The organism is Cedecea sp. Ae19-4, from assembly GCF_059801165.1.
This window is the reverse complement of record NZ_JBCHWG010000020.1, coordinates 1-773: the sequence shown is the minus strand read 5'-3', so window position 1 is coordinate 773 and position 773 is coordinate 1. Positions and strand designations below refer to the sequence as shown.

Below are 773 nucleotides of genomic sequence, written 5' to 3'. Positions count from 1 at the left end.
GCCTAAATTTCAAAAACTCTGCTCACCAGACGCATCTCGCCCAGGGGATGACCAAAGTAAAATGATTCGGCCTGACCTTTGCGCAGTGCACGCATTACTTCAATGCCCTTAATCGTGGCGTAAGCCGTATTCATGGATTTAAATCCCAGCGTGGCATTGATTATCCGTTTCAGCTTGCCGTGATCGCACTCAATCACGTTGTTCCGGTACTTTCTCTGTCGGTGCTCCACATCCGGCGGACATTTTCCTTCGTGCTTCAGCAACGCCAGTGCCCGCCCGTATGTCGGTGCTTTATCGGTATTAATCAGCCGTGGAATTTGCAAGCGCTTCGTATTATTCAGGAGTTTCCCCATAAAGCGGTAGGCGGCTTTACTGTTTCGGCGTGAGGAGAGATAAAAATCAATAGTACAGCCTCTGCTGTCGACTGCGCGGTACAGATAAGCCCATTTGCCGTTAACTTTGATATAAGTTTCATCCAGATGCCATGAGCTAAATCCGGAAGGCTGACGCCAGTACCAGCGGAGACGTTTCTCCATTTCAGGGGCATACCGCTGAACCCAGCGGTAAAGCGTGGTGTGGTCAACGCTGACACCGCGTTCGGTCAGCATCTCCTGTAGTTCGCGGTAGCTGATACCGTATTTACAATACCAGCGAACCGCCCACAGAATAATGTCACGACTAAAATGCCGGCCCTTGAATACATTCATGATTATCGTCACTGGTGATAATGGCAGCAAAGTGTATCAACGCTGCGATATTTGCAACAGTGCCCT

General features: G+C 49.7%; 1 protein-coding gene. It reads right to left on the bottom strand.

Translation table 11 applies throughout. The features are described from left to right. Nucleotides 1–2 precede the first annotated feature (2 nt). Nucleotides 3–707, bottom strand: coding sequence for an IS6 family transposase (locus AAIE02_RS23595; protein ID WP_498533422.1), 705 nt, complete (start codon nucleotides 705–707; stop codon nucleotides 3–5). Nucleotides 708–773: the final 66 nt, after the last annotated feature.

Excerpts from the sequence above, each read along its gene's own strand:
- AAIE02_RS23595 (WP_498533422.1), bottom strand. The coding sequence starts at position 707 with ATGAATGTATTCAAGGGCCGGCATTTTAGTCGTGACATTATTCTGTGG.